This is a genomic window from Streptomyces sp. CA-251247 (genome assembly GCF_050952975.1).
GTDB lineage: Bacteria > Actinomycetota > Actinomycetes > Streptomycetales > Streptomycetaceae > Streptomyces > Streptomyces achmelvichensis.
This window is the reverse complement of record NZ_CP191861.1, coordinates 3,087,172-3,111,169: the sequence shown is the minus strand read 5'-3', so window position 1 is coordinate 3,111,169 and position 23,998 is coordinate 3,087,172. Positions and strand designations below refer to the sequence as shown.

Annotated in this window: 24 protein-coding genes, 1 tRNA gene and 1 riboswitch; of the genes, 15 read left to right on the top strand and 10 right to left on the bottom strand. The window is 69.6% G+C overall.

The window, feature by feature from the left end; all coding sequences use genetic code 11:
- Positions 1–135: 135 nt before the first annotated feature.
- From ACQPWZ_RS13605 to rdgB, 4 genes are all read left to right on the top strand, one after another.
- Positions 136–468, top strand: a complete 333-nt coding sequence (locus tag ACQPWZ_RS13605) for a PTS glucose/sucrose transporter subunit IIB (RefSeq protein ID WP_340477862.1) — start codon at positions 136–138, stop codon at positions 466–468.
- Between the two features lie 86 nt (positions 469–554).
- Entirely contained in the window at positions 555–1,289 is a 735-nt protein-coding gene (gene rph / locus ACQPWZ_RS13600; protein WP_340473291.1) for a ribonuclease PH, read from the top strand.
- 104 nt (positions 1,290–1,393) lie between these two features.
- A complete protein-coding gene (locus ACQPWZ_RS13595) occupies positions 1,394–1,780 on the top strand; it encodes a hypothetical protein (RefSeq protein ID WP_340473290.1) in 387 nt (128 codons plus the stop codon).
- Positions 1,781–1,788: 8 nt separating this feature from the next.
- Positions 1,789–2,391 carry an RdgB/HAM1 family non-canonical purine NTP pyrophosphatase gene (gene rdgB / locus ACQPWZ_RS13590; protein ID WP_340473289.1) on the top strand — a complete coding sequence of 201 codons (603 nt, stop codon included), beginning with the start codon at positions 1,789–1,791 and terminating at the stop codon, positions 2,389–2,391.
- 72 nt (positions 2,392–2,463) lie between these two features.
- On the opposite strand, the gene ACQPWZ_RS13585 is transcribed toward rdgB, so the two are convergent.
- The 4 genes from ACQPWZ_RS13585 to bcp form a co-directional block, all read right to left on the bottom strand.
- Positions 2,464–2,549, bottom strand: a tRNA-Leu gene (locus ACQPWZ_RS13585).
- 49 nt (positions 2,550–2,598) lie between these two features.
- Positions 2,599–3,600: an HNH endonuclease signature motif containing protein gene (locus tag ACQPWZ_RS13580; protein WP_433571456.1), complete on the bottom strand. Its 1,002-nt coding sequence runs from the start codon at positions 3,598–3,600 to the stop codon at positions 2,599–2,601.
- A gap of 187 nt (positions 3,601–3,787) precedes the next feature.
- Positions 3,788–5,284, bottom strand: a complete 1,497-nt coding sequence (proP, locus tag ACQPWZ_RS13575; RefSeq protein ID WP_433571455.1) for a glycine betaine/L-proline transporter ProP — start codon at positions 5,282–5,284, stop codon at positions 3,788–3,790.
- Between the two features lie 138 nt (positions 5,285–5,422).
- A complete protein-coding gene (bcp, locus tag ACQPWZ_RS13570; protein WP_313946122.1) occupies positions 5,423–5,890 on the bottom strand; it encodes a thioredoxin-dependent thiol peroxidase in 468 nt (155 codons plus the stop codon).
- 126 nt (positions 5,891–6,016) lie between these two features.
- On the opposite strand from bcp, the gene ACQPWZ_RS13565 reads away from it, so the two are divergent.
- The 3 genes from ACQPWZ_RS13565 (at position 6,017) to ACQPWZ_RS13555 (ending at position 7,224) form a co-directional block, all read left to right on the top strand.
- Complete coding sequence (locus ACQPWZ_RS13565) at positions 6,017–6,337, top strand: DUF3618 domain-containing protein (protein ID WP_313946123.1); 321 nt, start codon at positions 6,017–6,019, stop codon at positions 6,335–6,337.
- 44 nt (positions 6,338–6,381) lie between these two features.
- Positions 6,382–6,738, top strand: a complete 357-nt coding sequence (locus ACQPWZ_RS13560) for a GroES family chaperonin (RefSeq protein ID WP_433571454.1) — start codon at positions 6,382–6,384, stop codon at positions 6,736–6,738.
- 70 nt (positions 6,739–6,808) lie between these two features.
- A riboswitch (guanidine-III (ykkC-III) riboswitch) is annotated at positions 6,809–6,872 on the top strand.
- A gap of 31 nt (positions 6,873–6,903) precedes the next feature.
- On the top strand, positions 6,904–7,224 hold the full coding sequence (locus ACQPWZ_RS13555; protein WP_313946125.1) for a DMT family transporter: 321 nt from the start codon (positions 6,904–6,906) through the stop codon (positions 7,222–7,224).
- Positions 7,225–7,340: 116 nt separating this feature from the next.
- Here ACQPWZ_RS13555 and ACQPWZ_RS13550 read toward each other — a convergent pair whose 3' ends face one another.
- Positions 7,341–9,746 carry a transglycosylase domain-containing protein gene (locus tag ACQPWZ_RS13550; protein ID WP_433571453.1) on the bottom strand — a complete coding sequence of 802 codons (2,406 nt, stop codon included), beginning with the start codon at positions 9,744–9,746 and terminating at the stop codon, positions 7,341–7,343.
- A gap of 183 nt (positions 9,747–9,929) precedes the next feature.
- On the opposite strand from ACQPWZ_RS13550, the gene ACQPWZ_RS13545 reads away from it, so the two are divergent.
- From ACQPWZ_RS13545 to ACQPWZ_RS13530, 4 genes are all read left to right on the top strand, one after another.
- Positions 9,930–10,730 (top strand): ABC transporter permease, encoded by an 801-nt coding sequence (locus ACQPWZ_RS13545; protein WP_433571452.1) that lies wholly within the window; start codon positions 9,930–9,932, stop codon positions 10,728–10,730.
- Positions 10,723–11,538, top strand: coding sequence for an ABC transporter permease (locus tag ACQPWZ_RS13540; protein ID WP_405569972.1), 816 nt, complete (start codon positions 10,723–10,725; stop codon positions 11,536–11,538). The genes ACQPWZ_RS13545 and ACQPWZ_RS13540 overlap by 8 nt, the downstream gene beginning before the upstream one ends.
- 102 nt (positions 11,539–11,640) lie before the next feature.
- On the top strand, positions 11,641–12,591 hold the full coding sequence (locus ACQPWZ_RS13535) for an ABC transporter ATP-binding protein (RefSeq protein ID WP_356705291.1): 951 nt from the start codon (positions 11,641–11,643) through the stop codon (positions 12,589–12,591).
- A gap of 62 nt (positions 12,592–12,653) precedes the next feature.
- Positions 12,654–13,352: a DUF1707 SHOCT-like domain-containing protein gene (locus ACQPWZ_RS13530; RefSeq protein ID WP_433573815.1), complete on the top strand. Its 699-nt coding sequence runs from the start codon at positions 12,654–12,656 to the stop codon at positions 13,350–13,352.
- A 192-nt stretch (positions 13,353–13,544) separates the two neighbouring features.
- On the opposite strand, the gene ACQPWZ_RS13525 is transcribed toward ACQPWZ_RS13530, so the two are convergent.
- Positions 13,545–14,780 carry a GDSL-type esterase/lipase family protein gene (locus ACQPWZ_RS13525; RefSeq protein ID WP_433571451.1) on the bottom strand — a complete coding sequence of 412 codons (1,236 nt, stop codon included), beginning with the start codon at positions 14,778–14,780 and terminating at the stop codon, positions 13,545–13,547.
- A 464-nt stretch (positions 14,781–15,244) separates the two neighbouring features.
- Here ACQPWZ_RS13525 and ACQPWZ_RS13520 point away from each other — a divergent pair, with 464 nt between their 5' ends.
- Positions 15,245–16,624: a DUF445 domain-containing protein gene (locus tag ACQPWZ_RS13520; RefSeq protein ID WP_433571450.1), complete on the top strand. Its 1,380-nt coding sequence runs from the start codon at positions 15,245–15,247 to the stop codon at positions 16,622–16,624.
- A gap of 167 nt (positions 16,625–16,791) precedes the next feature.
- Here ACQPWZ_RS13520 and ACQPWZ_RS13515 read toward each other — a convergent pair whose 3' ends face one another.
- A complete protein-coding gene (locus tag ACQPWZ_RS13515; protein ID WP_433571449.1) occupies positions 16,792–17,748 on the bottom strand; it encodes a CHRD domain-containing protein in 957 nt (318 codons plus the stop codon).
- Between the two features lie 170 nt (positions 17,749–17,918).
- Here ACQPWZ_RS13515 and ACQPWZ_RS13510 point away from each other — a divergent pair, with 170 nt between their 5' ends.
- A complete protein-coding gene (locus ACQPWZ_RS13510; protein WP_433571448.1) occupies positions 17,919–18,419 on the top strand; it encodes a COG4315 family predicted lipoprotein in 501 nt (166 codons plus the stop codon).
- Between the two features lie 202 nt (positions 18,420–18,621).
- On the opposite strand, the gene ACQPWZ_RS13505 is transcribed toward ACQPWZ_RS13510, so the two are convergent.
- Positions 18,622–19,425 (bottom strand): excalibur calcium-binding domain-containing protein, encoded by an 804-nt coding sequence (locus ACQPWZ_RS13505; RefSeq protein WP_433571447.1) that lies wholly within the window; start codon positions 19,423–19,425, stop codon positions 18,622–18,624.
- A 246-nt stretch (positions 19,426–19,671) separates the two neighbouring features.
- On the opposite strand from ACQPWZ_RS13505, the gene ACQPWZ_RS13500 reads away from it, so the two are divergent.
- On the top strand, positions 19,672–20,622 hold the full coding sequence (locus ACQPWZ_RS13500) for a hypothetical protein (protein ID WP_433571446.1): 951 nt from the start codon (positions 19,672–19,674) through the stop codon (positions 20,620–20,622).
- A 177-nt stretch (positions 20,623–20,799) separates the two neighbouring features.
- Here ACQPWZ_RS13500 and ACQPWZ_RS13495 read toward each other — a convergent pair whose 3' ends face one another.
- Positions 20,800–21,729 (bottom strand): YDG/SRA domain-containing protein, encoded by a 930-nt coding sequence (locus tag ACQPWZ_RS13495; RefSeq protein ID WP_433571445.1) that lies wholly within the window; start codon positions 21,727–21,729, stop codon positions 20,800–20,802.
- A gap of 515 nt (positions 21,730–22,244) precedes the next feature.
- On the opposite strand from ACQPWZ_RS13495, the gene ACQPWZ_RS13490 reads away from it, so the two are divergent.
- A complete protein-coding gene (locus ACQPWZ_RS13490) occupies positions 22,245–22,799 on the top strand; it encodes a hypothetical protein (RefSeq protein WP_433571444.1) in 555 nt (184 codons plus the stop codon).
- A 93-nt stretch (positions 22,800–22,892) separates the two neighbouring features.
- Here the strand turns inward: ACQPWZ_RS13490 and ACQPWZ_RS13485 are convergent, their stop codons facing one another.
- Positions 22,893–23,906: a hypothetical protein gene (locus tag ACQPWZ_RS13485; protein ID WP_433571443.1), complete on the bottom strand. Its 1,014-nt coding sequence runs from the start codon at positions 23,904–23,906 to the stop codon at positions 22,893–22,895.
- Positions 23,907–23,998 lie beyond the last annotated feature (92 nt).

Here is a 23,998-nt window from a genome sequence, read left to right as displayed (position 1 = left end):
CTCCTGGAACATGCTGTATTTGGCAGGTGTTGAAGACTGGTGTAGACCAGTTGCGTACGACCCCGGCGCCCGGTCTCGGGACAGGGCGCCGGTGATCGTCATCTTTCGGTACGTCACGGTTACTCGCCCGTGAAGATGGGCCAACCGTGCGTTACCGTGACAAAACGGACCGATGGCGGGCCGGGGCAGCGCTGGAGCGCCTGTGCGGGCGCTCTTCGAACGCAGGGAGAAGACATGGCCAGCAAGGCTGAGAAGATCGTCGCCGGGCTCGGCGGGATCGAGAACATCGAGGAGATCGAGGGCTGCATCACCCGTCTCCGCACCGAGGTCATCGACCCGGCCAAGGTCGACGAGGTCGCGCTCAAGGCCGCCGGCGCACACGGTGTCGTCAAGATGGGCACCGCGATCCAGGTCGTCATCGGCACCGACGCCGACCCCATCGCCGCCGACATCGAAGACATGATGTGACCCGCTGACCCCGGTCGGCACCGCACGCAGAGGGCCCCGTTCCGCCCGGAACGGGGCCCTCCCGCGCGACCGATAGGCTCAGCGGCATGTCTCGAATCGACGGCCGCACCCCCGAACAGCTCCGCCCGGTCACCATCGAGCGCGGATGGAGCAAGCACGCCGAGGGCTCCGTCCTCGTCTCCTTCGGTGACACCAAGGTCTTCTGCACCGCCTCGGTCACCGAAGGCGTGCCCCGCTGGCGCAAGGGCAGCGGCGAAGGCTGGGTCACCGCCGAGTACTCGATGCTCCCGCGCTCCACCAACACCCGCGGCGACCGCGAATCCGTACGCGGCAAGATCGGCGGCCGCACCCACGAGATCAGCCGGCTCATCGGCCGCTCGCTGCGCGCCGTCATCGACTACAAGGCCCTCGGCGAGAACACCATCGTCCTCGACTGCGACGTCCTCCAGGCCGACGGCGGCACCCGCACCGCGGCGATCACCGGGGCGTACGTCGCCCTCGCCGACGCCGTCACCTGGGCCCAGGGCAAGAAGCTGGTGAAGGCCGGCCGCCAGCCGCTCACCGGCACCGTCGCCGCCGTCAGCGTCGGCATCGTGGACGGCGCCCCGCTCCTCGACCTCTGCTACGAGGAGGACGTGCGCGCCGAGACCGACATGAACGTCGTCTGCACCGGCGACGGCCGCTTCGTCGAGGTGCAGGGCACCGCCGAGGCCGAGCCGTTCGACCGCAAGGAGCTCAACGCCCTGCTCGACCTCGCCACCGGCGGCTGCGCCGACCTCGCCGCGCTCCAGCGCACGGCGCTCGATCGGACTGCTGGGTAAAGCAGAGTAAAGAAGCAACCAAGAACGCCCTCGTGGGCGTCGTTGAAGTCACGGGCGCACGGGCCGAACCGTGCGCCCGGCCGTATCCGGGGAGGGACCGTTCCATGCTTGCGCGCCGCCGCATCGCACTCACACTCGCCACTGCCGCACTGGTCATACCGATCACCGTCGGCTGCAGCGCACTCGACAAGGCTCTCGACTGCGTCGAGACGGCCGACGCCATCGCCACCAGCGTCGACAAGCTCCAGAAAGCCGTCTCCACCGCCGCCGACGATCCCACCCAGGCACGTGAGGCACTCGACGACATCGACCGGGAACTCGACAGCCTCGGCGACAAGACGGACAACGCCGACCTGAGCAAGGCCGTCGACGACCTCAACACCGGGGTCGGCAACGTCCGCAAGGCGATCGAGGGCGGCGACGCCACTCCGGACATCACACCGGTCACGAACGCTGCCGCCGAGATCGGCAAGGTCTGCACGCCCGGATAATCGGGGGCATGACCCGTCTCATCCTCGCCACCCGCAACGCCGGGAAGATCACCGAACTCAGGGCCATCCTCGCCGACGCGGGTCTGCCACATGACCTCGTCGGCGCGGATGCGTACCCCGACATCCCGGACGTCAGGGAAACCGGCGTCACCTTCGCCGAGAACGCCCTGCTCAAGGCCCACGCGCTGGCGCGGGCCACCGGGCTGCCGGCCGTCGCCGACGACTCGGGACTCTGCGTCGACGTCCTCGGCGGCGCCCCCGGCATCTTCTCCGCCCGCTGGGCGGGCACCCACGGCGACGACGCCGCCAACCTCCGCCTGCTGCTGGCCCAGCTCTCCGACATCGCCCCCGCGCACCGGGGCGCCCACTTCGCCTGCGCGGCCGCACTCGCCCTGCCCGACGGCACGGAGCGGGTGGTCGAGGGCCAACTGCGGGGCACGCTGCGCTACACCCCGCAGGGCACGGGCGGCTTCGGCTACGACCCGATCCTCCAGCCGGACGGCGAGAAGCGCACCTGCGCGGAACTGACCCCGGCCGAGAAGAACGCGATCAGCCACCGGGGGAAGGCGTTCCGGGCGCTGGTTCCGGTGGTGCGGGAGCTGCTGGGCTGACCGCCCTGTCGCCGGACCGGACCGGACACAGAAACGGCCTGTGAATCAGCGCGATTCACAGGCCGTTCAGGGTGCGGCGGAAGGGATTCGAACCCTCAAGCCGTTTCACGGGCCACAGATCCTAAGTCTGCTGCGTCAACCAGCTGCGCCACCGCCGCGAGCCGCCTGCCATGGTAACCGGCGAGCAGCTTCACGGGACACCGGGAATCAGGCGCGGACCGGGCGTTTCTTCCCACGGCCGCGGCACCATGTGTCGGTCAGGGCGTGGCAGTTCGGGCAGAGGTAACGGAGGTTCGCGGCACGGTTGTCGAGCCAGTCCCCGCTGATGTGATCGATCTGGAGGGTGACCGGCCGCCCGAGCCACTCGCCCGGGTTGCCGCACGACACACACCGGTAGGGGACGCCGATCTCCTGAAGCGCCCGGTGCAGCCGCTCCCTCGTCACCCGCGCGGAACCGGCCGCACCGACGCGCAGTACATCCGGCGCGACACGGCGAGGCGCCGCCGGACGCCCCGAGGCCCAAGGACGCCGTGCGAAGTGGGACGTGTCGAGCCCGAGCCGGGCGACCGTACGCCGTATCCGCCGGTGGTTCGTGGCGTTCACGGTCAGGCCCAGAAGGCGCATCACCTCGGCATAACCGGTCGCCTTCGGCACAGCCGCCCGCAGCGCCTTCTCCGGGACGACGACGCGCGCATGGCGGAAGTGACCGGTGCCGATGCCCTGTTCCTTGAGCACGCGCCGCAGGGCCGCGCGGGTCCGGCGGTCGTCCAGTACGCCGAGTTCCTGGATCAGGTCGCGGATGCTCCCGCTGCCGTGGGCCGCAGCGGCCAGTTCATCGAACGTGCAGGGCAGGTCCACCGGCCGGCGGCCCACGCCCTTGAAGTGACGGATGTCGATCCCGGAGGCATCGATTCGCCGTCCGATGTGCGTCATCGCGCCGGGGGCAGGAGTCATGCCGAGCTTGCACACCACCTCACGCAGCGTGCCCGACGACGCCACAGCAGCGGCTATGACTTCGTCCGGGTACTTGCGCCAGGGGATGCGCCGGCTGAAGTGGCTGGTGTCCAGGCCCAGTTCCGCGACCTTCTCCTGAAGGACCCGCCGCTGACCGCCGCTCTCCTTGAGCCCCAGGTGCCGCATCAGCGATGCCCAACCGTGTGTCGCGGCGACCGCCTCCGCGAGCAGTTCCCGCGTATACCTCGCTGCCATTGCCCCTCCCCGATCCGGCTGTCCGTTCGCCCCTCGCACTGACCAACGAACCATCCGTCGGGGAGTCACACCCGATCGCGCAAGAGAGACGGACACACAGAGCGGAAGAGAGACGCGCACGCAGAAGGGCCCGCACCGCGTCGTCCGGTGCGGGCCCTTCCCCAGCCACGTCGGCCCCGTCAGCAGGTCAGAATTTCGGCTCCGCCACCTGCGCGTGGACCAGTTCCGCCGCCTCCTCCTTCGTGCCCACCGCCGGAGGCGAGCCGTCCAGTGGCTTCTGGGCCGTCTCCTTCATGCACGCCACCGCGATCACACCCACCAGCGCCGCCGCCATCGCGTAGTACGCCGGCATCAGATTGCTGCCCGTGACACTGATCAGCGCCGTGATCACCAGCGGGGTCGTCCCGCCGAAGAGCGACGCCGACAGGTTGTAGCCGACGGACAGGGAGCCGTAGCGGACCGGTGTGGGGAACAGCGCGGGGAGGGCCGCGGACATCGTGCCGAGCAGGCAGAGCAGCGACAGTCCCAGCATCAGCATGCCCGCGACGATCGCCGGGATGCTGCCCTGGCCGATCAGCAGGAACGCGGGAAGTGAGAGGACGAGGAAGCCGAGCATGCCCGCCATCAGCAGTGGCTTCCGGCCGAAGCGGTCGCTCAGCTTGCCCACCTGGTTGATCATCAGCATCAGCAGGACCATGACGCCCAGCAGGATCAGCAGACCGTGGGTCTCGCTGTAGCCGAGTTCGTCCGACAGATACGTCGGCATGTACGACAGCAGCATGTAGTCCGTGACGTTGTACGCGCCGACCAGGGCGATGCACAGGATCAGCGTCGGCCAGTACACCCGGAAGATCTTGGCAAGGTCGTCCTTCGTCGACGTCTCGATCGTGTCGGCGGCCTCCGACGCGTGCGCGCTCTCGTCCTCCAGCTTCTTGAACGCCGGCGTCTCGTCCAGCTTCAGCCGCAGATACAGACCGACCAGGCCGAGCGGGCCCGCCACCAGGAACGGCAGGCGCCAGCCCCAGGCCTCCATGGTGTCGGAGCCGAGCCACGCCGTCAGAAGGGTCACCAGGCCGGCCGCGCCGACGTAGCCCGCGAGCGTGCCGAACTCCAGGAAGCTGCCGAAGTACCCCCGGCGCTTGTCGGGCGCGTACTCCGCGATGAAGGTGGAGGCGCCGCCGTACTCACCGCCGGTGGAGAAGCCCTGGACCAGGCGGAAGAAGATCAGCAGGACCGGGGCCCAGAAGCCGATCGATGCGTACGAGGGGATCAGGCCGATCGCGAGCGTGCCGATCGCCATGAGGATCATCGTCAGCGCGAGGACCTTCTTGCGGCCGATCCGGTCGCCCATCGGGCCGAAGAACATGCCGCCCAGCGGCCGGACGAGGAAGGCGACGGCGAAGGTCGCGAAGGAGGAGAGCAGCTGCGCGGTGTCGTTCTCGGAGGGGAAGAAGACATGCCCCAGGGTCACTGCCAGATAGCTGTAGATCCCGAAGTCGAACCACTCCATGGCGTTACCGAGCGATGCCGCCTTCGTGGCCCGCTTGACCGCCGCCTCGTCGGTGACGGTGATGTCCGTACGCCTGAGCTTGGGGTTCTTCCGCTTGGCGATGGTGCGGAAAAGTATCCGGTGGCGTCTGACCGCCTGGGGATCGACCGGTGTCTCCGGGCCGGTGGCCGCCATGAACGGGTTCCTCTCCTGGGTGCTGAAGTCCAGAAGAACACCTTCTCGATCGTGGCGCCTGCAAACCGGGGCCGCCTGAAACCGAGGTCCCCTGTGACGGGGACCTCGGTCACACAGCTGCCGACGGGTGCGGGTGGCTCAGATGCCGAGATCCTTGATGATCTTTGCGACATGGCCGGTGGCCTTGACGTTGTAGAGCGCCCGCTCGACCTTGCCCTCCTCGTCGACGACGATCGTCGAGCGGATGACCCCGGTCACGGTCTTGCCGTACAGCTTCTTCTCGCCGAAGGCGCCGTAGGCCTCCAGGGTCTCCTTCGACGGATCGCCCACCAGCGTGACCTTCAGGCTCTCCTTGTCGCGGAACTTCGCGAGCTTCTCCGGCTTGTCCGGCGACACGCCGATGACGTCGTATCCAGCGCCCGTCAGCAGCTCCAGATTGTCGGTGAAGTCGCAGGCCTGCTTGGTGCAGCCGGGGGTGAGCGCCGCCGGGTAGAAGTAGACGATCACTTTCCGGCCCTTGTGCGCCGCCAGCGAGACCTCGTTGCCGTCGGCGTCGGGCAGGGTGAAGTCGGGTGCGGGGTCGCCGGGCTGGAGTCGCTCGCTCATGGTTCTCCTCGGAAGGCGTGCGGATGTACGCCGTCGAGCGTAATGGGGGTGCCGTGGGGTGCGGGGGCCGCCGAGCTGACAGACTGTCGAGGAAGGACTACCGGACACGACGACGGAGGCAGCGCGGTGTCGGACGCGAGGACCCCTGCGCAGATCGAGGCGGACATCGTCCGCCGGCGCGACCAGCTTGCCGAGACGCTGGACGAGATCGGTGTGCGAGTGCACCCGAAGACGGTCATCGGCGACGCGAAGGCGAAGGTTGCCTCCACGGTGGACCGGACTGCGGGCCGCGCCTTCGTGGCGGTGAACCGTACGGTGTTCGACGTGCGGGCCCAGTTCGTCCGCGAGGACGGCGCACCGCGCCTGGAGCGGCTCGTTCCGGTGGCCGTGGTGGTCGTGGGCCTGGTGGGGCTCCTCACCCTGTCCGCGCGCCGGCGCCGCGGGTGACCCTCGGGCGTACGAACCGCCCCCAGGGCAGGTAGGTTCGAGGTGTGAGCGCCAACAGCCATGAGCCCAGTCAGCAGCACGACAAGCTGCCCATCCGGATGCTGCACGACCGCGTACTGGTGCGGACCGACATCCCGGAGGGCGAGCGGCGTTCCAGCGGTGGCATCGTCATCCCGGCGACGGCGGCGGTCGGCCGGCGCCTCGCGTGGGCCGAAGTGGTGACGGTCGGGCAGAACGTACGGACCGTGGAGGCGGGGGACCGGGTGCTGTACGACCCCGAGGACCGTGCCGAGGTCGAGGTGCGGGGTGTGGCGTACGTGCTGATGCGTGAGCGGGATCTGCACGCCGTGGCGGCCGACCGCTTCCAGGGCTCCGAGGACTCCACCGGGCTCTACCTGTAGCTCTGCCGAGCCGCGTGGGTCCGTAGCGACGAGAGGGCCGGTGACCGAGGTCACCGGCCCTTCTGTCTGCCCTTTGCTACCGTGGAGACACCCCGACGAGACGCGCCGTACCGGGCTGGCAAAGACGACGCACCCCGTTGAATTCCGCGTCTCGGAGGTGCCGTCATGGCCTGGGTTCTGCTTGTTGTCGCCGGTCTGCTCGAAGTCGGCTGGTCGATCGGGATGAAGTTCACCGACGGGTTCACCCGGCTGTGGCCGAGCGTGTTCACCGGTCTCGGGATCGTCGCCAGCATGCTGCTGCTCTCGCACGCCGCCCGGACGCTGCCCATCGGCACGGCGTACGGGGTGTGGGTCGGCATCGGCGCGGCGGGTGCCGCCGTGGTCGGCATGATCGTGCTCCATGAACCGGTGACCGCCGCCCGGATCTTCTTCGTCTGTCTGCTGCTGGTCGCGGTGGTCGGCCTGAAGGCGACCTCGGGTCACTGAGGCTTCGGTGGAGGCGACCTCGGGTCACTGAGGGGGGGTGACGGCGACCTCGGCTCATCGAGGTGGACCGGAGGGATGGGACCTCGGCTCATCGAGGTGGACCGCGGCGGTTTCGGTCACTGCGGGCGGACGAGCCGGCTGGGGGTGCTGCCCGCGCCCCCGCCGCCGCCGCCCGGGTCGCCGCCGGCGCCGGTGGGCCGGCTGTCCGAGGCCCCGCCGGTCGTCGCTCCTCCGGTGCCGCCGCCGGTCCCGCCTCCGCCCGTCTGTCCGCCGGGCCGTCCCGCGGTGCCTTCGTCGCCGCCGGTGCCGCCTCGGGTATCGCCGCCGGGGGGCGTCCCCGCGGTCTGACCCCCTGTCTCACCCGCGGTCTGACCCGCGCCCGTCGGTTCGCCGATCCCCGGTCCCGGCGTCGTGCTCGGGCTTCCCCCGGGCGACGGTGTCTGCCCGGGGGACTGCGACGCCGGTGAGGACTCGGACGGGGACTCCGTCTCGGACGGCGGCAGCTCCTCCTGCGCGCCCTCCTCCAGCTCCAGGTCGAACTCCACGATCTCGGAGCCCTCCAGGGCGGTTCCGGTGAACTGGCCCCAGATCTTCGCCGGCGCCCCGCCGCCGTTGATCCGCGGCAGTCCCAGCGCCCCGTACAGCGGTTTCTGTGCGCCGGTCACGGGATCCTGGCCCATCACCGCGACCACGGTGGCCAGTTGCGGGGTGTAGCCCGCGAACCAGGCGGCCTTGTCCTCCTCGGCGGTCCCGGTCTTGCCCGCCGCCGGGCGGCCGGCGGACTGTGCTGCCGTCCCGGTGCCGCCTTCGACCACGCTCTGCAGGATCGAGGTAGTCGTGTCGGCGGCCTCCCGGCTGACGACCTGTCCGGCGCTCTTCTTCGGCAGCCGCACCTGCTGTCCGTCCTTGGTGACCCGCTGGACCAGGGTGTAGGTGCCGTGCCGGCCGTGGTTGGCGAGCGTGGCGTACGCCTTCGTCATGTCGAGCACGCTGGCCGTCGCGGGGCCGAGGGCGATGGACGGCGAGGCCGTGAGGTCCGGGGTGCTCGCCGGGATACCGAGGTCGACCGCGGTCTGCTTGACCCTGGCCGGGCCGACGTCCATGGCCATCTGCGCGTAGACCGCGTTGACCGACTTGTCGGTGGCGGTGCGGACGGTGATGGGGCCGTAGGAGTGGCCGTCCTCGTTCTCGGGGGCGTACGGCTTGCCGCTCCAGCCCTCGACCGTACGCCGGTCGGTGCCGTCGTAGACGGTGTTGGGCGTGATGGGGCGGTCGTCCTGGTTGACCGAGCCGTTCTCGACGGCGGAGGTGAAGACGAACGGCTTGAAGGTGGAGCCGACTTGGTAGTCGCGGCGGGTGGCGTTGTTGACGTACTGGCGGGTGTAGTCGACGCCGCCGTACAGGGCGACGACCTTGCCTGAGGCGGGGTCGATGGACGCGCCGCCGACGCGGACGTTGCGGTCGGCCTTGCGGGTGTCGCTCAGCTTGGACGTCACCTGGTCGTCGACCGCCTCGGTGAGGGCGGTCTGCTTGGCGCGCTCCAGTGTGGTGGTGATCCGGTAGCCGCCGACGGCCAGCGTCTTCTCGTCGATGATGTCGTTGCCGGTGAGGTAGTCCTCGACGGCCTGGACGATGTAGCCGCGCTGCCCGGACAGACCGGTCGCGGGCTTGGCCCGCTCGGGGACGGGGAAGGTGAGCGCGGCGCGGTCGGCCGGGCTCAGCCACCTCTTCTTGACCATGCCGTCGAGCGTGTAGTTCCAGCGGCCGAGCGCGGCGGCCCGGTTCTCGGGGTGGGTGGCGACGTCGTAGGCGCTCGGGGCGTTGAGCAGCGAGGCGAGATAGGCGCCGCGGGCGGTGTCGATCTCCTCGATGTCCCTGTCGTAGTAGGCCTGGGCCGCGGCCTGGATGCCGTACGCGTTGCGCCCGAAGTAGCTGGTGTTGAGGTAGCCCTCGAGGATCTCGCTCTTGCTCTGCTCGCGGCCGAGCTTGATCGCGATGAAGAACTCCTTCCACTTCCGCGAGACCGTCTGCTCCTGGCCCAGGTAGTAGTTCTTGACGTACTGCTGGGTGATCGTGGAGCCGGACTGCCGGCCCTTGCCGGTGACGGTGTTCCAGGCGGCGCGGACCATGGCCTTCGGGTCGACGGCGCGCTCGGAGTAGAAGTCCCGGTCCTCGGCGGCCAGTACGGCCCGCTGGACCGTCAGCGGGACCTGCGCGAGTTTCACGTTCTCGCGGTTGACCTCGCCGTCGCGGGCGATCTGGCTGCCGTCCTCGTAGAGGTAGACATTGGACTGGGAGGTGGCCGCGGCGTTGGCGGGCGGGATGTCGACGAGCAGATAGCCGGCGAGGAAGCCGCCGATCAGCAGCAGGGCGACGAGGAGGATTCCGCCGAGCAGCATCCGCCAGGTGGGGAGGAGCCGGCGGAAGCCCGTCCGCCTGCGATGGTTCTTCTCCGGGAGGGGCGGCGGCCCGACGGCGGTCGCGTCCCTGGGGTTCCAGCCGTGCTGCGGCTCCACACTCATACGGCCATACTGCCCTTTTCGCATGCATATCCCTCGGAACCGACAGAACGCTGCATCTCTCCGGGGGACGGTTTTCGGACCCCGCGCCCGGAAAAGGGCTCGCGGCGGGTCTCGGGGCCCGGCTAGGGTCGGGCGCTTTGGTGTCGCCGCTTTTGTCTGGCGTCACCGGGCGGAGGGGGAGACGTGCGGCTGTATGCGGTCGTTGCCGTCGGTGGGTTCCGGCGCTATGCGACGTACCGGGTGGCGACGGCGGCAGGAGTGTTCACCAACACCGTCTTCGGCTTCATCATGGCGTACACCTATATCGCTCTGTGGGACCAGCGCCCCCACCTCGGCGGATACGACGTCTCGCAGGCGCTGACCTTTGTGTGGCTCGGCCAGGCGCTGCTGATGACCTGCGCCATGATGGGCGGCGGCTTCGAGGACGAGATGATCGAACGCATCCGCACCGGCGACATCGCGATCGACCTCTACCGGCCCGCCGACCTCCAACTGTGGTGGCTCGCGGGCGACCTGGGCCGGGCCGCCTTCCATCTGATGGGCCGCGGCATCGTCCCCATGATCCTCGGCGCGCTCGCCTTCGACCTGGCGCTGCCGGGCTCCCCGCTGACCTGGATCGCCTTCCTCGTCTCGGTGACGCTCGGCGTGGTCGTGAGCTTCGCCCTGCGCTTCCTGGTCGCCCTCTCCGCGTTCTGGCTGATGGACGGCGGCGGTGTGATCCAGATCTGCTGGCTCGCGGGCCTGTTCTTCTCCGGGATGCTGCTGCCGCTCAACCTCTTCCCCGGCACCCTCGGCGACATCGCCCGGGCCCTGCCCTGGTCCTCGCTGCTCCAGGTTCCCGCCGACGTCTTCCTCGGCAAGCACACCGGCTGGGGACTGCTGGGCGCTTACGCCTTCCAGTGCGGCTGGGCCGTGGCGCTGCTCGGCGCCGGGCGCGCCCTCCAGTCCGTCGCGACCCGCAGGGTGGTGGTCCAAGGTGGTTGAGACGCTCACCGCCGGTCTGCGGACCTACCGCATGATCGCCGCGATGTGGATCCGCTCCACGATGACCTACCGCACGTCCTTCCTGCTGACGGCCTTCGGGAACCTCGCGGCCACCGCCTTCGACTTCGTCGCGATCCTGCTGATGTTCTCGCACGTCGACGCGCTGGGCGGCTACTCCCTGGGTGAGATCGCCCTCCTGTACGGGGCGACCGGCACCGCCTTCGGTATCGCCGACCTCGTCATGGGCTCGATGGACCGCCTCGGCCGCCGGGTGCGCGACGGCACACTCGACGTCCTCCTGGTACGCCCCGCGCCGGTGCTCGCCCAGGTCGCGGCCGACCGGTTCGCACTGCGCCGCCTCGGCCGGATCACCCAGGGGCTGCTGGTCCTCGGCTACGGACTGCTGACCGTGGACGTCGACTGGACGCCCCTGCGGGTTCTGATGGTGCCGATGATGCTGCTCAGCGGAGCGGCCATTTTCTCCTCGGTCTTCGTGGCCGGGGGCGCCTTCCAGTTCTGGGCGCAGGACGCGTCCGAGGTGCAGAACTCGTTCACGTACGGCGGCAACACCCTTCTGCAGTATCCGCCGACGCTCTTCGCCCAGGACCTGGTGCGCGGGGTGACCTTTGTGGTGCCCCTCGCCTTCGTCAACTGGCTGCCCGCGCTGTACGTGCTGGGGCGGCCCTATCCGCTCGACCTGCCCCACTGGCTCGCCTTCCTGCCGCCGGTGGTCGCCGCCGTGTGCTGCCGGCTGGCGGGGTTCGCGTGGCGGGTCGGGCTCCGTTCGTACCGGAGCACAGGGAGCTGAACTGTGGAGAGCACGGAGAGCACGGAGAGCACCAAGAGCACGCGGGCCACGGGGAGTACGGGCCGTGCGGCGACGACGAGGACCGCCGAGACCGCCGCCTTCATCGAACTCGACGGCATCGAGAAGGTCTTCGACGTACGCCGCAAGGCCGGCCGGCTGCGCCGCGAGAAGCACCAGGTGCGGGCCGTCGACGGGATCAGCTTCCGGGTGCCGCGCGGCGAGATGGTCGGCTACATCGGGCCCAACGGCGCCGGGAAGTCCACCACCATCAAGATGCTCACCGGCATCCTCACCCCCAGCGCCGGACGGCTGCGGGTCGCCGGTATCGACCCCTCCCGCGAGCGCACCCGGCTCGCCCAGCGGATCGGCGTCGTCTTCGGCCAGCGCACCACCCTGTGGTGGGACCTTCCGCTGAAGGACTCGTACCGGCTCGTGCACCGGATGTACCGCGTACCCGACCGGCGCTTTCGCGACAATCTCGACCGCTGCGTCGAACTCCTCGATCTGGCCGACCTTCTGGACGTGCCCGTACGCCAGCTCTCCCTCGGACAACGTATGCGCGGCGACATCGCGGCCGCTCTGCTGCACGATCCCGAGGTGCTCTACCTCGACGAGCCGACCATCGGACTCGACGTGATCTCCAAGGCGAAGGTCCGTGAGTTCCTGCTCGACCTGAACGCCGAACGCGGCACCACCGTCCTGCTGACCACCCACGATCTGACCGACATCGAGCAGCTGTGCAAGCGCGTGATGGTCATCGACCACGGCCGGCTGATGTACGACGGAGCGCTCGCCGGGCTGCACGAGATCGGCGAGAGCGAGCGGACGCTGGTGGTCGACCTGGAGCGCGAACTGCCGCCGGTGGTGCTGGAATCGGCGCGTACGGTCAAGGTCGAGGGACCCCGCCAGTGGCTCGCGTTCCCCGCGTCCCAGTCGGCCGCGCCCCTGGTGGCCGCGCTCGCCGACAAGTACCCCGTGGTCGATCTGTCGGTCCGCGAGCCGGACATCGAGGCCGTGATCGCCAAAATGTATGCCGAGCGCCCGGGCTTGTAGCCCCACCGCTGGGAGCCGGGCCCCGCGCTGGATATTCTGCCCGCATGAGCGAACTCCCTGAGATGCGCGCCTCCGACGCCGAGCGCGAACGGATTGCCGAACGGCTCCGAGACGCGGTGGCGGAGGGGCGGCTGGACATGGAGGAGTTCGAGGAACGCCTCGACGCCGCCTACAAGGCCCGTACGCACGGTGAGTTGGTGCCCCTGGTCAGCGACCTCCCGCTGACGGGCGCCGCGGCGGCGGCCCCCGTGGTGGCGGCAGGCTCCGGACGGTGGGCCGACCGCATCGGCGGGCCGGGCACCTCCAAGGGTGCGTTCGCGTTCTGGGGCGGTTTCAGCCGCAAGGGCACCTGGACGGTCCCGCGGCTGTTCACCAGCTTCACGATGATGGGTGGCGGCGAACTCGACCTGCGCGAGGCGCGGTTCGAGGACCGGGAGGCCGTGATCCGCTGCTTCGCCATCATGGGCGGGGTCCACATCGTCGTACCGCCCGACCTGAACGTCGAGGTCAACGGCATCGGCTTCATGGGCGGCTTCGGCGAGGAGGGCGACGGCGAGTCGGAGCCCGACCCGACGGCACCGCGCGTACGGATCACCGGCTTCGCGCTGATGGGCGGCGTGGGCGTCGAGCGCAAGCTCCGCAAGGCAGAGAAGCAGCGGCTCAAGGCGGAACGCGCGGCGGAGCGGGAGCGCCTGGAGCAGGGCGGCGAGAGCGGCCGGCTGAAGAAGGGCGACGGGGGCGACCGCAAGGAACTGGGCTGATTTCTGGGGGAGTTCGGCCCCCGGCGGGGCGGGTCTGGCGCGCTGGGACGCGGCCGAGCCGGGTCCTCGTGGAACTGAGTTGCTGAGCCGGGCCCCGCGCCGGGTGCCGGAGGGGGTTTCCGGGTCGGTGGCTTGGAGCCGGGCGCGTCCACCGTGGTGACGCGCCTCCGCCCGCCCGTACGGCCCGGCGTCTCAGAGTCGCGCCGGGTCCACCGCCCTCGCCATGCGCGCGAAGCCCGCGTCACTCGGGTGCAGATGGTCCCCCGAGTCGTACCGGGGCAGCAGTCGGCCCGGTGCGTACGGATCCCGCAGCGCCCGGTCGAAGTCGACGACCGCGTCGAAGATCCGCCCGCTGCGGACGGCGGCGTTGATGTCCTGCCGCGCCTCCTGGACGGCGCGGGTGCAGCGGTGGTGCCCCGCGCAAGGCAGCAGGGTCGCCCCCAGGACGCGCAGATCGCGGGCCTGCGCCCGGCGGGCCAGCTGGGTGAGCCCTGCCGTGACCGAGGCCGCGTCCGGCTCGTAGGAGGCCCGCAGCAGATCGTTGATGCCGATCGCGACGATCACGGTCCGTACGCCCGGCCGCGCGAGCACATCGCGGTCGAAGCGGGCGAGTGCGCTGGGGCCGCGCCCTTCGAGCAGGAGACGGTTGCCGCTGATGCCCTGGTTGACCACGGCGAACTGCTCGGTGCCATGGGCGTTCAGCCGCTCGAAGAGCCGGTCCGGCCAGCGGCGGTTGGTGTCGATGGTGGAGGTCACCCCGTCGGTGATCGAGTCCCCGATGGTGACCACGGCGCCCCGGACGTCCTGGGTCAGCACGTCGACGGCGGTCAGATGCCGCCAGGCGAAGGTCTGCTCGGTGTAGGAGCCCCCGGAGACGTCGTCCGTACGGTCGCCGTCGGCGAGGTACGAGGTCTGCCGGGCCCGCGGGTGGAGAGTGACCGGCCCGTCGGCCGGTGTGTGGATGCTCACCAGCAGATCACCGTCGTACGGGATCCCCAGTGTGACCGGGTCGCTGACGAACTGCCCGCCCGGGGCGATCGTGACGGCCTCCGCCTTGCGGAACGTCACCCGCCGCAGGGTGCCGGGCACGGCCGCGGCGGTCGTGCCCGCGCGCAGCGCGAGGGAGACCCGGGCGATGTGCAGCGGCTCGCGTCCGGCGAGGTTGGAGAGCGTGAGCCGGGCGGCCGACCCGCCGATACTGGTGTGTACGACGTTGCGTACGGACCGGTCGCCGCGGGCGGTGTCCTGGAGGTCGGCCTGCACGGGCGCGGCGGCCCAGGTCCCGACCCAGACGGCGGGTGAGCCCACGGCCGTCCGGACGGCGGTGCGGCCCTGGGCTGCCTCGACTCCGAGGTATATCGCGCTGCAGATGAGGACGATGACGGCGGTGACGCCGGCGAGAGTCGCGTATCCGCGACGCATGTTCATGAACACATCATCCGATATGGCGTGGGAACTCGTGATGCGCCCCAGGAGTACCTGGGGTAGGGACTATGCGTACGGGGTGCGCGCGGACGGGTGGAGCGGATGAACCACACAGAGCGAGATGGACCGGACGATCCGGAGAAGACGCAGGCCACTGCGGCCGCGGGCGGGGAGGACGCCCGCGCGCAGCGGCCGGGGCAGGCTGCCGGGCCGGGGGAGGGGGCGGCGCGGGGCGAAAGGAGCGTACGGCTGGTGCGGGCGGCGCGATCGGGGGCGCACAGGCTTCCCGGGGCGCCGCGACGAGTTCGGAGGGCTCTGCGGACGGGCCGGCGAGTTCGGACGGTGCGGCGGGCTCAGTTGGCTCGGCGGGCGGTGCGGCGGGCTCCGCGGGCTCGGCGGATGGTGCGGCGGGCTCCGCAGGCTCGACGCCGGGCTCTCCGGACGTCGCGCCGGGCTCGAAGGGGTCCGTGGCGGGTTCTTCGAGCGACGACGCCGCGACCTCCGGGCGGGCCTCCGGAGCGACCCCCGGGGCGCGGGTTCCGCCGGGCCGCGGCGCCCGCACCCGGACCCGGACCACGCTCCCCGGATTCGCGTACACCGAGGCCGACGAGGAGAAGCAGCGCGGCGTACGGCGCATGAAGCTCACCGCGCTCGGGCTGCTCGTCTTCGTCGCCATCGTCTTCGCCCTCGCCACCTGGGCGGGCAAGGCCGGCGCCGGCCCATGGACCGGCTATGTCGCGGCCGCTGCGGAGGCCGGCATGGTCGGTGCCCTCGCCGACTGGTTCGCCGTCACCGCGCTGTTCCGCCACCCGCTCGGCATCCCCATCCCGCACACCGCGATCATCCCCAACAAGAAGGACCAGCTCGGCGCCTCGCTCGGCTCCTTCGTCGGCGAGAACTTCCTCTCCGGGGACGTCGTGCGCGCCCGTCTGCGCGCCCTCGGCATCGGCGGCCGCCTCGGTTCCTGGCTCGCCGAGCCCGCCCACGCCGACCGCGTCACCGCCGAACTCTCCACCGCGCTGCGCGGCGCGCTCACCGTCCTCCGGGACTCCGACGTCCAGGCCGTCGTCGCCGAGGCGATCACCCGGCGCGCGGACAACGCCGAGATCGCGCCCGGCGTCGGCAAGACCCTTCAGAAGGTGGTGGCGGACGGCGCTCACCACCGCGCCGTCGACCTCGTCTGCGCCCGTGCGCACGACTGGCTGGTCCTGCACTCGGACTCCGTGATGGATGCCGTCGAGGGCGGCGCCCCCGGCTGGACCCCGCGGTTCGTCGACCGGAAGGTCGGCGAGCGGGTGTACCGGGAGCTGCTGCGGTTCGTGACCGAGATGCGGGACATGCCCGGCCACCCGGCCCGCGGCGCGATCGACCGCTTCCTGACGGACTTCGCCGCCGACCTCCAGTCGGACACGGACACCCGCGCCCGCGTGGAGCGGATGAAGTCGGACCTGCTGGCCCGCTCCGAGGTCCAGGACGTGATCGCGTCCGCGTGGTCCTCCGTACGCGCCATGATCATGTCGGCGGCCGAGGACGACCGCAGCGAGCTGCGGCTGCGGGCCCGCTCCTCGCTGCTGTCCCTGGGGGCGCGCCTCGCCTCCGACGGCCGGCTCCAGGCGAAGCTGGAGGGGTGGATCGAGGACGCCGCGGTGTACGTGGTCACGACGTACCGCGCCGAGATCACCTCGCTGATCTCGGACACCGTCGCGAGCTGGGACGCCGAGCACACCTCGCGCAAGATCGAGGCGCACATCGGACGGGACCTTCAGTTCATCCGGATCAACGGCACGGTCGTCGGTGCGCTCGCCGGGCTGCTGATCTACACCGTGGCACACGCGCTGGGCGGGTGACGGGCCCCTTCCTGACCCGTCACCCGCCCAGACACTCAGGGGAGGTGTGATGGAGTACGGGCGGCGGCGCGGATGTGTTCAACGCCCCCCGGGACGGCTCCGTAACCGGACCGCCGTACGCCCACCGCACCGCCCCTCACCCGGCACGCACGTGCGCGGGGGATCTGTCAGTGGAAGAGCTGCCCGCGGACCGCGCCGTCGGCGAACTCGGCGGTGTGGATGTTGGAGTAGTAGTTGCGCGGATTGGCGCGGACGCGCTGGACGACGTCCGGGTTCTGGCCCGTGATCCTGCCGGAGACGGCGAACACCCCGTCCGGCACGGGCCGGTTGAAGAAGTCGAAGACGACGTCGCCGTTCTTGCCGAACGCGCCCTTGTGGATGTGCCCCTTGGTCGGGCTCTTGAGGTTGATCCAGGCGAGCGAGTAGTCGACGTCCGTGCCCTTGGGGTGGATGAACGTCACCGCGTGCCCGTCCGGGTCGCCGACCTTGGAGGCGTCGTTCTTCGGCACTTCCTGGGCCCCGTTGGACAGCGCCCGCAGTTTGCCGCCCTTGATGATGTCCAGCGGGTTGATGTTCTTGTGCAGCGGCTTGAGCTGCCCCCGTACGGCACCGCCCGGGAACTCCGCGCTGTGCAGGTTCACGTAGAAGCCGGCGGGGTCGTTACGGATGTCGCGCGCCAGCTCGGCGTCCGTGAGGGCCACCTGTCCGGCCGCGGAGTGCACGGAGTCGGGCATCGCCGTACCGAACAGCGGCACCTTGACCTCGCCGTTCTTCCCGACCGCACCCTGGTGGATGTGCCCGAGGCTCGGCACGAAGCCCTTCCACCGGAGGGCGAAGGTGACCCGGTCGCCCTTCACCTTCACCAGCGCGACGGCCTTGCCGTCCGGGTCGTTGACCGCGGGCCCGCCCGCGACGGGCACCTCGTTGGCGCCCGACAGCTCGGCGGCGAAGGTGAGGGCGCGTCCCGTGGACGGCTTGGTGAACGTGCTCGCTGCGCTGCTGCTTCCGCCCTGCTGAGTGCTGTGTCCGTTGCCGTGGCCGCCCCCGTGAGCGACTGCGGGAGTAACACCCGCAACACCGAGCACCATTGCACTTGCCGCCACAGAAATGAATCGCTTGTTCATTGTTCTTGTTCCTCCCGTTGAGGCCGACTGGTCGGGTCGGTCGCATGGAGGTACGCGTCTCCGGCGCGGGTTGTTCAACGCGAAATTTCTCCAATTCAGTTGAACCACCGATCAGTTGCCGTCGTACAACCGGGCAGACCACGGCACACCCAACAACCGGGGGAACAACCATGAGCAGGAACCGCTTCACCATGCCCGCCGCCGTCTCCGCCGCCGCCCTCGCGCTGCTCACGCTCAGCGCGTGCGGCGGCTCGGACGGGGCGTCGGACCCGGAGCCGGGCGCGGCGGCCGGGGGCGCCGCAAAGCCCGCAGCGGGCGCCGTCATCAAGATCGCGGACTCACCGGTCGGCAAGATCCTCGTCGACGAATCGGGCCGTACGCTGTATGGATTCACCAAGGACAAGCCCGGAAGCAGCAGGTGCGACTCCGACTGCATCGCGGTCTGGCCGGCCCTGACCTCCGCCAAGGACGTCACCGCGGGCACCGGCGTACAGCCGGACCTCCTCACGGAGGCGAAGCTCGGCGAGGGGGCCGAGCAGGCGGTGTACGGGGACTGGCCGTTGTACTACTACGTCGGCGACGCGACCGCCGGAGACGTCAACGGGCAGGGCCTGGACGGCGAGTGGTTCGTGGTCGCGGCCGACGGAAAGCTCGTCAAGAAGGCGGTCTGATACGAGAAACTCATCATTCCGTTACAGAATCCGGACCTGATGAATTCCCGAATGCGGGGGAATCCTTCTGGAATTCATTCCACTCCATGAACCGGCGGCCGGGTCGTCCCTCCCGGCCGCCGCAGCCCTGCCCATTCCCGGTGGCCGGAGGCCGACATCCCCCGCCGCTGACGGCCACCGGGAATGCGGCTCGGCCCATGTCTCACTCGCAGGCGACGCCGTCGCCGTCCCGGTCGAGGTGGCGTCCGTAGCCGGGGTCACCGGTACGGATGGGCGCGGCACCCGCGGCCCGCACCTCGGAGCAGTTGGCGTACGAGACGCTGCCGCCTCCACCGCCCGTGGAGCCGCCCTCGGAACTCCCGCCGGACGAACTGCCTCCGCCGGAGTACGGCTCACACCCCACGCCGTCGCCGTCCCGGTCCAGATGGCGTCCGTAGCCCGGGTCACCGACCTCGACGGGCGCGGCACCGGCGGCCTCGGCGGCGGCGCAGTTCGCATACAACGTCGCCGGCGCGGCGGGCTTCTTGGGCGCGGCGGGCTTCGCCGGCGGCGCCGGCGCGTCCACGGTGATCCGCACGACGGCGGTCCCGGACGCGGCCTCGCTCCCGGTCACATCCACTTTGTACGTGAAGGTGTCCTCGCCGTCGTACCCGGCAACTGCCGTGTACACGACGGTGTTGCCGTCGACGGTCGCGGTGCCGTGGGCGGGAGGCGAGTCGACGGTGACGGCGAAGGTCTCGTCGTCGAGCACCATCTGCACATTGCCGCTGGTCCCGCTCCCGAGGGTGACGGTGTCGTTCTGGAGCACCTGAACGACGATCTCCTCGCCGCCGTCGGCACTCTCCTGGTCATCGACGAGCTCGAGCAGAGCCTTGGCGGAGGGCGCCGGCTTGGCAGCCGCGGACGCGCTCGCGACCTCCTCGGCGGCGGGCTTGGCGTCCTGAGCGCTCTCACCCCCACACCCGGCGACCCCCACCACCGCCATCACGACACCAACTGCGGCCATGGCGATGCGCCCCTGCGTACGTATCCGAGTCATGTGCCCCCCAAGGCTGACGGATCCGGACTGAGGGGGCTGAGCATTTCATTCCGGTTAACGGGTGATGGGGCAAGTGGGGATGTTTGTGGCTGAGTTGTGATGAGGGTGTGCGGGGGGTGACGGTGGGTGATGGGGGGCGGGGTCGGGGGGAGTGGGGTGGCGAGTACTCGCAACAGTGGGTGAGGGGCGTCGCGCCAGGGGCAGATCCCGATCATGCGCACTCTCACCAGTAGCCTGATCAACCGCCAGGACGGCCTGGCGACCTCCCGTCAACTGACGGACCTGGGGTGGTCCCGCTCGACCATCGCCCACCGATGCGGCAAGGGCGGCCCGTGGCAACGCGTTCTGCCGCGGGTGATCCTCCTCCAGACGGGAGCCCCGAGCCCACGCCAACGCTTACGTGCGGCACTGCTGTACGCGGGGGAGGGCGCGCTGCTCACGGGGGCGGCCGCATTGACGCTGTACGGCGTCCGAGGCTTGGCTCCGCCCGCCAAGGCGCCCCCGGTGGACGTCCTCGTTCCGGCGGGCCGCAACCCCCGAAGCCGCGCTTACGTCCGCATCCACCGAACCCGGAACGAGGTCCGCCGACTTCCGGTGGAGGGCCTGCCGTGCGCGCATCTGGCCCGCGCGGTCATCGACGCGATCCCGACCCTGGGCGACGGACGCGCGGTGACGGCCCTTCTTGCAGAGGTCGTCCAGCGAGGCCGCTGCACGCTCGATGACCTCATGTCGACCCTCAAGTCGGTGCACCGCGGGAGTGATCCGCGGATCACTCCCACGATCGAGGGCCTGACAGCGGGCATCCGCTCGGTCGCAGAGGCGGACGCCCGCCGCGTGCTTGCGGCAGCAGCCATCGCCTCTCCCGTGTGGAACCACAACCTGTACCTACGCGACGGCACCTTCCTCGCCCGCCCCGACGCGTACTGGCCGGCGGCAGGCCTGGTCCTGGAGATCGACTCCCGCGAATGGCACCTGAGCCCGGACGCCTGGGAACACACGATGACCCGCCGCAACCGCATGACCCAGCACGGCCTGACGGTCCTGTCGGTCTCGCCGTCTCAACTCCGGGACAACCCGGACGAGATCGTGGCGGCGATCCGAGGCGCTTTGGGGAGGGGTGTCTGTTCGGCGGATGTGGTGGCGGCTGGGGGCGGAGGGGGGTGATGGGGGGAGCGAGGGGGTGCGGAGGCTCGTTCGTGCACGGAAAGTCCAATGGGCTTGGACGGTGAAGACGCGATGAGTCAAGTGGGCGTCCTGCCCACGGAAGCCTCTTCGGCCAACTTAAAGACTGTTCGGCATTGGTGCCGTGCCCATAGTCCTGCGTTGATGTCCGGAGATTTTCTACTCAGGGTGCCTCACCTGCCACCGGTCTCGGTGCCTCTGTATGAATTCCACCCCTATGTTGTGGCCTTGTGCTTGCCTGAGTTCTGCAACGAATCTCCCCGTGACGTTGTCGATCACGTCGAATGTGTCAGTGATGTGCAAGGCTCCACGGTCGAAGAGTGCATGGCAATTCGGGCAAAGGCAAAGAACATTGGAGATCAGGTCAGCTCCGTGGTGTGGCTTACCGACGGCCTGGATGTGAGCGGCTTCGCTGTGTGCCTCGCCTGTGGGTGAGACGACAAGTCGCAGACTGCAAATCTGGCAGGTGTTGTTGTGGAGGTGCTTGACCTTCCGTGCGACCTTCGAGTCCCGGACAAGGCGGTTCTGGGCAACGTAGCGGCGTGTGGCCCTCTCTAGCGTGGTCTCTCCGGTAGCTAGAGGATCAACCGGGCAGGGCTGAACGTCGCTGCCGGACGCGACTTTGAGGAGGTGAAATCGGCAGATAAGGAAGTGCTCACGTCCATATGTGAGCCAGTGATCCGTGACTCGGTACAGTCCGCGGTATCGGTAGCCACCCATGGCTCGGCGGCGAGTTTTCCCTCGAACGTCGAGCCCTTCTATGACGCGTACGGGATACCCGAGTCCCTGGGATATGACGAGCGCGGCGTTCCCGTCATCGGTGAGGGACTGGTCGGCAATCATTCTCCCAGTGTCTGGATCGCGGCCGCCCTCGCCCGTGTAGATGATTTCGCTTCCATTGTCTTCGTCGTCTATGTAGCCGCCGGAAAGGATGATCGAATCGGCGCCAGTTGCGAATGTCCCAGATATGCCGCGACCGGGGCGGCGATGTAGATACTTGGCGTAGAGTTCAGCGTGTCCCTTGAACCAGTCTCCTTCGGAGATGCCGTCGGGTGTGCCGAACTTGACCTGCTTCCGCTCGCTCGTCATGGGTGAATGATGCCAAGGCAGTGACGCTGGTGGGTCGTAAATGCGCCGTTTGAAGTGACCGACTGGAAGCTTGGTTCGCTCTCGCTCGAGGGCGCCATGGGGTCTCAGGGTCGAGTTGAAGGCAGGGATGCGCGCGACGTCTGCCGTAGGTAATGAGATGTGAGCCGTGCGCCAACCGGGGCGGGTTGAGGCCTGCAGATGCCGAATCAGCCCAAGGAGAAGTGTGCGATAGACCTGGACAGATCGGTGCCTGAGGGGTAGACCAACACAAAGGTCGCTTGTTGGCGGCGGTAGCTCTTTTGATCGGCGGCATCAGGCCTGAGGCCTGCTGTGCTGATCGGCGTTCCGAGAATCGGAGTAACCACACCGTGCGGATACCTGGCTACCTCGCCCCCGTTGCCATCCTCGGCGTCCTCGGCCTAGTGGGATGCGAAGGCGGTGCGACGGTAGACGACAAGGCTACGTCGGTCCCGCCAGCCGCCACTTCCGAGCCTACGGCCACCCCCGGTCCGGTTATGCCGGTTCTCCATGGCAAGACCTATCAGCAGGCGCGGGAAGGCTTTGCCAGCCAGAACATACCTTCAGCGCGAATCACAACCCTCGCCCTGCACAAGGACGTCACGCTCCCTCAGGACCACAGAGGCTGGCGCATATGCGACGCCAGCCCCAACTACGGTGCAACTCTCACTGCTACCGCCCAGATCACCCTCAAGCTCGCGGAGAAGTTCAGCGACTGCACGACCAGCTTCCACGGTTACCTCCACGAGAAGAACGACCCTGCGCACAGCCCACCCAAGGCCGCTACCTCGCAGCCGAAGCCCGCCTACACCCCGCAGCCTGTTAAGCCACGCACCCCGCACCCCACCAGGGCCGCGACAAAGCCGGCTGGTAGCGCCATGGTTACCTGTCCCGATGGCAAGCAGGGATACGCCTGTACCTCCAACGGGCACCCCGTTGTCGATGGGCAGTTCTGCCCTAAGGCGGACCGTGGGCGCACCCTCAAGGCCACCAACCGCACCATGGTCACCTGCTCATACGATCCCAGCATCAAGCCCTACCGCTGGCAGTAACTCGCTACATAGGCATGGCGGCGCTCTCGTACGGAACGCGAAGTTCAGGCGTGGTGCCCCCGGCAAGCCAGGAGCGACTCCATTGAGGCCCCCTCAGAACTCCAGAGCCCCGTGACACCCCCTGTACGCCCTCCCCGACCCGCACCAGCAGTCCGCCCCCTTCGCCGGCGGCCACGCCACCGCCTTGCCCCTCGCCGCCAGTGTCGTCGCGTACTGCGGGAGCAGGTCCGCGTTCGACGGGGAGGACTGTTCCGAAGCCGCGAAGGCCTCGTAGGACGGGACCGTCGCCGTCACGATGCCCAGGTTGGCCGTGCCCGTGGAGGACAGGTCGCGGAGCGAGGCCTCGATGTCCGTCAGGTGGGCCGTGTGGGTCGGGTACTCGGATTCGAGTTCGGGGTACGCCGTCAGGAGTTCCGACAGTTCGCCTTCCGGCCAGTGGAGCACCGCCACCGGGAAGGGGCGGGACAGGGCCGAGCGGTAGGAGCCCAGTTCCGAGCGGAGGCGGGCGATTTCGGCCTGGAGTTCGGCCGGGTTGTTCGAGCCCAGGGCCCACAGGCGGTTCGGGTCGTGGAGTTCGTCCAGGGAGATCGACGCGTGAGCCGTGTGGACCTTGTCCGCGAGCGCGTCCCAGTTGTCGTGGGCGCGGCCCAGCATGCGGCGCACGCGGTGGCGGCCGGTCAGCAGGGACTGGGTGTCGTAGGGGACGTCGTCGTCGCCGGGGGTGAGGAGCAGCGTGATCGCCGTGGTGAAGCAGTCGTGGGACGCCTCGAGTTCGTCGTGGGACTCCAGCGTCTCGGCGATGATCTCCCACGGTGCCGGGTCCGCGGGGGCCGCCGTGCGGATGCCGGTGATCAGGGCGCGGGCCTCGGCCTCGTGGCCGTACTCCCACAGGTTCGCCGCCTGGAGAGCCTTGACGAGCAGCGGGCGCTCGGGGCCGTCGGCGAGGAGGCGGTCGTAGAGGCTGGAGGCGCTTTCGCGGTCGCCGGCCAGTTCGAGGTGGGCCGCGGCCTGGAGCAGCAGCGACTCGTTGTCCTCGGGGTACTGCGTCGCGGTACGCAGCAGGCGCTCGGCTTCGGCGTTGTGATCGGCAGGCGTGTCGGGGCGCATGGGGGACACGGTACTGCCGTACGGGGGTTCGGCGGGGGGCACGTTCGCGTGATGGCGGACGTGCCGTGTACCACTCTGGTGACTTCGGCGAT

Bases quoted from the DNA above. Each gene is read 5' to 3' on its own strand.
- ACQPWZ_RS13605 (WP_340477862.1), top strand. From the start codon at position 136: ATGGGCCAACCGTGCGTTACCGTGACAAAACGGACCGATGGCGGGCCG.
- rph (WP_340473291.1), top strand. From the start codon at position 555: ATGTCTCGAATCGACGGCCGCACCCCCGAACAGCTCCGCCCGGTCACC.
- ACQPWZ_RS13595 (WP_340473290.1), top strand. From the start codon at position 1,394: ATGCTTGCGCGCCGCCGCATCGCACTCACACTCGCCACTGCCGCACTG.
- rdgB (WP_340473289.1), top strand. From the start codon at position 1,789: ATGACCCGTCTCATCCTCGCCACCCGCAACGCCGGGAAGATCACCGAA.
- ACQPWZ_RS13580 (WP_433571456.1), bottom strand. From the start codon at position 3,600: ATGGCAGCGAGGTATACGCGGGAACTGCTCGCGGAGGCGGTCGCCGCG.
- proP (WP_433571455.1), bottom strand. From the start codon at position 5,284: ATGGCGGCCACCGGCCCGGAGACACCGGTCGATCCCCAGGCGGTCAGA.
- bcp (WP_313946122.1), bottom strand. From the start codon at position 5,890: ATGAGCGAGCGACTCCAGCCCGGCGACCCCGCACCCGACTTCACCCTG.
- ACQPWZ_RS13555 (WP_313946125.1), top strand. From the start codon at position 6,904: ATGGCCTGGGTTCTGCTTGTTGTCGCCGGTCTGCTCGAAGTCGGCTGG.
- ACQPWZ_RS13550 (WP_433571453.1), bottom strand. From the start codon at position 9,746: ATGAGTGTGGAGCCGCAGCACGGCTGGAACCCCAGGGACGCGACCGCC.
- ACQPWZ_RS13530 (WP_433573815.1), top strand. From the start codon at position 12,654: ATGCGCGCCTCCGACGCCGAGCGCGAACGGATTGCCGAACGGCTCCGA.
- ACQPWZ_RS13525 (WP_433571451.1), bottom strand. From the start codon at position 14,780: ATGAACATGCGTCGCGGATACGCGACTCTCGCCGGCGTCACCGCCGTC.
- ACQPWZ_RS13515 (WP_433571449.1), bottom strand. From the start codon at position 17,748: ATGAACAAGCGATTCATTTCTGTGGCGGCAAGTGCAATGGTGCTCGGT.
- ACQPWZ_RS13510 (WP_433571448.1), top strand. From the start codon at position 17,919: ATGAGCAGGAACCGCTTCACCATGCCCGCCGCCGTCTCCGCCGCCGCC.
- ACQPWZ_RS13505 (WP_433571447.1), bottom strand. From the start codon at position 19,425: ATGGCCGCAGTTGGTGTCGTGATGGCGGTGGTGGGGGTCGCCGGGTGT.
- ACQPWZ_RS13500 (WP_433571446.1), top strand. From the start codon at position 19,672: ATGCGCACTCTCACCAGTAGCCTGATCAACCGCCAGGACGGCCTGGCG.
- ACQPWZ_RS13495 (WP_433571445.1), bottom strand. From the start codon at position 21,729: ATGACGAGCGAGCGGAAGCAGGTCAAGTTCGGCACACCCGACGGCATC.
- ACQPWZ_RS13490 (WP_433571444.1), top strand. From the start codon at position 22,245: ATGCCGGTTCTCCATGGCAAGACCTATCAGCAGGCGCGGGAAGGCTTT.
- ACQPWZ_RS13485 (WP_433571443.1), bottom strand. From the start codon at position 23,906: ATGCGCCCCGACACGCCTGCCGATCACAACGCCGAAGCCGAGCGCCTG.